The 5,561-nt window shown below is 72.1% G+C and carries 5 protein-coding genes and 1 pseudogene; 5 read left to right on the forward strand and 1 reads right to left on the reverse strand.

Annotated features, from left to right (window positions below; genetic code table 11):
* The 5 genes and pseudogenes from RIF68_RS25720 to RIF68_RS25740 all read left to right on the forward strand — a co-directional run.
* The coding region (locus tag RIF68_RS25720) for an amidase (protein ID WP_309053683.1) at positions 1-1,192 on the forward strand (1,192 nt) is incomplete at its 5' end.
* A 387-nt stretch (positions 1,193-1,579) separates the two neighbouring features.
* Positions 1,580-2,986, forward strand: a complete 1,407-nt coding sequence (locus RIF68_RS25725; RefSeq protein ID WP_309053684.1) for a globin domain-containing protein — start codon at positions 1,580-1,582, stop codon at positions 2,984-2,986.
* 89 nt (positions 2,987-3,075) lie between these two features.
* Positions 3,076-3,825, forward strand: coding sequence for a pyridoxamine 5'-phosphate oxidase family protein (locus RIF68_RS25730; RefSeq protein ID WP_309053687.1), 750 nt, complete (start codon positions 3,076-3,078; stop codon positions 3,823-3,825).
* Positions 3,826-3,921: 96 nt separating this feature from the next.
* A pseudogene (locus RIF68_RS25735) lies at positions 3,922-4,200 on the forward strand (bifunctional 5,10-methylene-tetrahydrofolate dehydrogenase/5,10-methylene-tetrahydrofolate cyclohydrolase); the annotation flags it as partial.
* Positions 4,201-4,311: 111 nt separating this feature from the next.
* A complete protein-coding gene (locus RIF68_RS25740; RefSeq protein WP_309053685.1) occupies positions 4,312-4,944 on the forward strand; it encodes a DUF6368 family protein in 633 nt (210 codons plus the stop codon).
* Between the two features lie 60 nt (positions 4,945-5,004).
* Here the strand turns inward: RIF68_RS25740 and RIF68_RS25745 are convergent.
* Positions 5,005-5,561: transposase (locus RIF68_RS25745; protein WP_309053686.1), on the reverse strand; the 557-nt coding region annotated here is incomplete at its 5' end.

Here is a 5,561-nt window from a genome sequence, read left to right on the forward strand (position 1 = left end):
CGCCGGAGTCCCCACGTTCGTCAAGGACAACACCGACTACCGGGGGCTGGCCACCGGACACGGCAGCGCCGCCTTCACCCCGAGGCCGGCGCGGCGGCACGCCCCCTTCACCCGGCAGCTCCTCGGCACCGGCGTCACGGTGCTGGGCAAGACACGGATGCCGGAGTTCGGCTTCAGCCCGACCACGGAGTACGAGGCCGCCCCGCCCGTCCGCAACCCGTGGAACACCGGGCACTCGGCGGGCGGTTCCTCCGGCGGCGCCGCCGCACTCGTCGCCGCGGGCGCGATTCCGATCGCCCACGCCAACGACGGCGGTGGTTCGATCCGCATCCCGGCCGCCTGCTGCGGTCTCGTCGGCCTGAAGCCGACCCGCGGCCGGCTCGTGAGCAACGAACAGAGCCGCCGGCTCCCGGTGGACATCGTCTGCGAGGGCGTCGTCAGCCGTTCGGTGCGCGACACCGCCGCCTTCCTGGCCGCGGCGGAGACGTACTGGCGCAACCCGGCGCTGCCACCGGTGGGGCTGGTCGAGGGGCCGTCGGAGCGGCGCCTGCGCGTCGGGTTCCTGCTCGACTCCCCGAACGGCGTCCCCTGCGACTCCACCACCCGTGCGGCCGTCACGGAGACGGTCGCGGCGCTCGAACGGCTCGGCCACACCGTGGAACCGGTGACGCCCGCCATCGACCCCCGCTTCACCGGTGACTTCCTCACCTACTGGGGCCTGCTGTCCTTCCTCCTCGGCGTCACCGGCCGCGGCCTGGGGGCCGACTTCGACCGGCGCCGGATGGACGGACTCAGCCGCGGCCTGCGCGAGACGTACCTGGAGAACTGGCGCTCCACCCCCGCCGTGCTGCGGCGACTGCGGCGGACCGAGGTGGCCTACGCGGCGGCCTTCCGCGGACTGGACGTCCTGCTGTCCCCCGTCCTGGCCCACACCACGCCTCCGCTGGGGCACCTCGCGCCGTCCGTGCCGTACCCGGACCTGCTCGCCCGCATCCTCGCGTACGTCGCGTTCACCCCGGTCGACAACGTCGTGGGCACCCCCTCGATCTCGCTCCCTTCCCCGGTCACCACCGGCGAAGGCCTGCCGGTCGGCGTCATGTTCGCGGGCCGCCCCGGACATGAGCGCGCGCTCCTCGAACTCGCCTTCGCCCTGGAGGCGGACCGCCCCTTCCGGCGTCTTCAGGACGCCTGACGCGGCCCCCGCCGGTCGTGATGTGAAGCTTCTGCGGAGATCTGATGGAAGAGTTCCGGGGTGATGGTGAGTTTTTGACGCCAATTCACGACGGTCGGCAGGGCGTGAAACGAGCCGCCGTCGAGCGAACTGATCAGTAACCCCGTGCTGGCCTGGTGGGATTCCCGTGCGGCGGTCCCGTGGTCCCGTGAAAGGCGTCACGGACCCGGGGTATGGTCGGCCGCGTTCACCCATCCGGGTGAATATCGTGCGGGGGAGGTGACCAGGCTCACCAGCTTCGATGGAAAATGCGGTGACTCATTTCCCTCCCGATGGGTACGCGGCGATCGGGCGGCGGGGTCTCCCGCGCGCCGAGACCGACCGAAACGTTCGAGGCGAGGCACAACGATGGATGGTCCGACCACCACGTCCGCCGACGGCGGCAGTCGGGGCGGAGGCTGGTTCGAAGGCGGCCCCAGGGCGCAGGACGGGGCACGTACCGACCGGCCCGGCGACGCGGGCTGGTTCGGACGGAGCCCCCAGGCCGACCGGGTCCCCCACCAGAGGCGGAACCCGGGGGAGGCGTCCCCCGGCCCCGTCCAGGGCCCCGCACCCGCCCCCGCTCGGACCCAGGCCCCGGCACCGGCGCCCGCCCGGACCCCGGCACCGCCCGCCCCGGCACCCGAGGACACCTCCGACGTCGCGCTCCTGCGCCGCACGATGGCCGAGATCGAGCCCATCGCCGACAAGGTGACCTCCTACTTCTACGCCCGGCTGTTCCTGGGCCACCCCGAGGTGCGCGACCTCTTCCCGGCCGCCATGGACGCCCAGCGCGACCGCCTCTTCAAGGCACTGCTGACCGCCGCCACACATGCCGACGACACCGCCACGCTGACCGCCTACCTCACCCGGCTCGGTCGCGGTCACCGGAAGTACGGCACCCTCCCCGCGCACTACCCGGCCGTCGGCGAGGCCCTCATCGGCGCCCTCTCCCGGTACGCCACCGGGACCTGGGGGCCGCGCACCGAGGCCGCCTGGGTCAGCGCCTACACCACGATCTCCCAGATCATGATCGACGCCGCCGCCGAGGACGAGCTCCGCTCACCCGCCTGGTGGCAGGCCGAAGTGGTCGCCCACGAGATGCGCACCCCGGACATCGCCGTCGTCACGGTCCGGCCCGATCAGCCGTACCCCTTCCTCGCCGGCCAGTACGCCGCCCTGGAGACCCCCTGGTGGCCGCGCGTCTGGCGGCACTACTCCTTCGCGTCCGCCCCCCGCTCCGACGGGCTGCTCTCCTTCCACGTGAAGGCCGTGCCGGCCGGGTGGGTCTCCAACGCCCTGGTCCACCGCGCGCGGCCGGGCGACGTCATCCGGCTCGGACCGCCCGCGGGTTCCATGACCGTCGACCACGCCACCGACGCCGGCCTGCTCTGCCTCGGCGGGGGCACCGGCATCGCCCCCATCAGGGCGCTCGTCGAGGACGTGGCCCGGCACGGCCGCCGCCGGACCGTGGACGTGTTCTACGGCGCCCGCCGCGACGACGACCTGTACGACATCGACAGCATGCTGCGCCTCAAGCAGTCGTACCCCTGGCTGTCGGTCCACCCCGTCGTGGACGACGGTCCCGCCGGCCTCCCCACCGACGGTCTGCCGCGGGCCGTCCGCGAGGCCGGCCCCTGGCACACCCACGACGCCTACCTGTCCGGCCCGCCCGGCATGATCCGCCGCGGCGTCGACGCCCTCGTCGACCTCGGCATTCCCGCGCACCGCATACGGCACGACTCCATCGACGAACTGGTCGGGGCAACCAATTGAGCACTTTCGAACAGACCGGGCACCTCTACGCGCCGCCCGTCCGCACCACCCGCCCCGGCAGCGACGGCGAACACCACGTCCAGCAGCGCATGGGCACCACCGAACGCGCCGACAAGTTCTACGCCGACCAGGTCCTGGACCGGCTGAACACCCGGATGCGCGCGTTCGTGGCGCGCCAGGAGATGTTCTTCCTCGCCACGGCCGACCGGCACGGCGAATGCGACAACACCTTCCGCGCCGGGCCGCCCGGCTTCCTGCACGTCCTCGACGAGACGACCCTCGCCTACCCCGAGTACCGGGGCAACGGCGTCCACGCCAGCCTCGGCAACATCGAGGAGAACCCGCACGTCGGCATCCTCATGGTCGACTTCCTCCAGGACCGCATCGGCCTCCACGTCAACGGCCGTGCCCGGATCGTCGGTGACGAGGAGATGCGCCGCGCCCACCCCGGACTGGCGGCCGACCCCGTCCCGGGCCGCCGCGCGCTGGTGTGGGTGGAGATCGACGTCGAGGAGGCGTACGTCCACTGCGCCAAGCACATCCCGCACCTCCAGAAGGTGCCGCGGCAGAGCCGCGGCGAGGGACGCCCCTGGGGCACCGACGACTTCCGGCGCAAGGGCGGCGACTTCTTCGGCGCCGCGGCCGAGGCGCCCGAGCGGGGACCCTTCCTGCCGCCGCCCCGCGCCGACTCCGGAACGTGGCGGGCCGAGGCCCAGCGGATGCTGGAGAGGGCCGAGCGGCGCCCCCGCGCCACGGCCGGCGCCACCGGCGGCGACAGCGGTCCGGACCCGGAATCACCGGCTTTCAGCGGCTGGTTCAGCCGGAGCAGCAGCGCCTGAGCCGGCGCGCGGGCGGCCCGGGGCCTCACGTGGAGTAGGGCGGGCCGTGACTGGCGCTCAAGGTGGATCACCACCGGGGAGCGGCCCGGCGGACCGCACTCCCGCGCCACCGAACTGTCCTCGATCGTGCGCGAGGCCGACATCCTCGTCGCGGCCGTCGGCGAGCCGGCCTTCGTCAAGGGCGAGGACACCAAGCCGGGCGCCGTGGTGGTCGACGCCGGCTACGACCCGGGCAACATCGGCGACGTCGACTTCGCGGGCGCCGCCGAGCGGGCCTCCCTCATCACCCCGGTGCCCGGCGGCGTCGGCCCCATGACCATCGCCGTGCTCCTCGCGCAGACGGTCGAGGCGGCGGAGCGCCAGCTCGGCCTCTAGTGCTCTGACCGCATAGGTTCGCCGGGTTGGCGGCGTTGGTGCTCGGACCGGCTGGACTCGGTGTGGGAAGAATTTGAGCGGTCGCGGAGCCGATCAAACTAGGCTCCCAGCATGTCTGGTCCGACGTTGGTGATCGAGTTGGCGGAGCCGCTCTCCCCGGCTGCGCTGCGGGAGTTCCGCGCGTTGATGGTGGGGCTCTCCTCCCACTTCGACGAGAAGCGGCCGGGGTTCTTCGACGTCAACGTGCCCGCAGAGCGACTGGGCGTCGAGGACAGGCGAGAGAAGGACTGGCGAAAGCCGTTCCCGCTTCCACTCCTCGGCAACACCATCGCGGACGAGGAGCTCACAGCCCTGGTGGGATTCAATCCGCAGCGCGAGGACTGGCGTCGGCCCTTCCTGGTCTACTTGATGGGGCCGGGTGTCGGCGACGAGAGCACCTTCGAGGCTGAGCACGCGGACGAGCCCGAGGTGGAGGCCATTCTCGGCTTCAGGCCGACCCATGCCGTCAATGTCAGCGCCGGCTGCAATCGCGAGATCGACCACGTGACCACGGCCCTGCTGACCGCCGCTGTCATGGACGTCATCGGAGGCGTGGCCAAAGCCGAGCTGCTGGACGGACAGGTGTCGGTCGTCGCCGGCCTTCCGGGGGTGTTGGGGATCGCGGACGACGACTGGATGGCGCTGGGAAGGGCGGAGTTCCTGCGGGCCTGGGTTGGGCACCCCGCCTTCCGGCTGGTCAAGTAGCCCAGACAGATCCGCGGCGGAGGTGGTGCTGTGACCTGGAACGTTCGCCATGTTGCCTGATCATGCGGCGAGAGCGGGACGGCCGCCCCAGCGGATGCCTTTCTCGCTGCGGATGCGGGCGCGTTCCTTGCGTTCGGCGGCCAGGACGTCGCGGTGGCGTGTGTTGGCGTTGCGCCAGCGGAGATAGACGTGCAGGGCCCGGGTCTGCACGGTGTGGTTCGAGTTGGCGATCGTGAACTGCCGCAGCGGTCCGAAGTGCGCTTCGATCGGGTTCGCCCACGAGGCGTAGGTCGGAGTGAAGCACAGCTCGACCTTGTGTTTCTTCGCCCAGCGACGGATGTCGGCGCCCTTGTGGGCGGACAGGTTGTCCAGGATCACGTAGATCGGTGCACCGTCCGGGCGGGCGGCGCGGATCGATTTCAGCGCGGCCAGCGTGTTCACGGCTCCCTTCTGGCGCCGATTCACGCCCCACAGCCGGTCGTCGCCCACCGAGTAGCAGCCGTGGAAGTACCGGACTCCGTGGGTGCGGTGGTAGGTGGCCGGCAGCCGGTCGGGACGCCGTTGTTCGGCCCAGCCCGCGCCCGCGGTGGGACGGATCCCGAGCGGGCCGAACTCGT

This window comes from Streptomyces sp. (assembly GCF_031178505.1).
GTDB classification, from domain to species: Bacteria; Actinomycetota; Actinomycetes; order Streptomycetales; family Streptomycetaceae; genus Streptomyces; species Streptomyces gulbargensis.

Bases quoted from the DNA above. Each gene is read 5' to 3' on its own strand.
- RIF68_RS25725 (WP_309053684.1), top strand. From the start codon at position 1,580: ATGGATGGTCCGACCACCACGTCCGCCGACGGCGGCAGTCGGGGCGGA.
- RIF68_RS25730 (WP_309053687.1), top strand. From the start codon at position 3,076: ATGGGCACCACCGAACGCGCCGACAAGTTCTACGCCGACCAGGTCCTG.
- RIF68_RS25740 (WP_309053685.1), top strand. From the start codon at position 4,312: ATGTCTGGTCCGACGTTGGTGATCGAGTTGGCGGAGCCGCTCTCCCCG.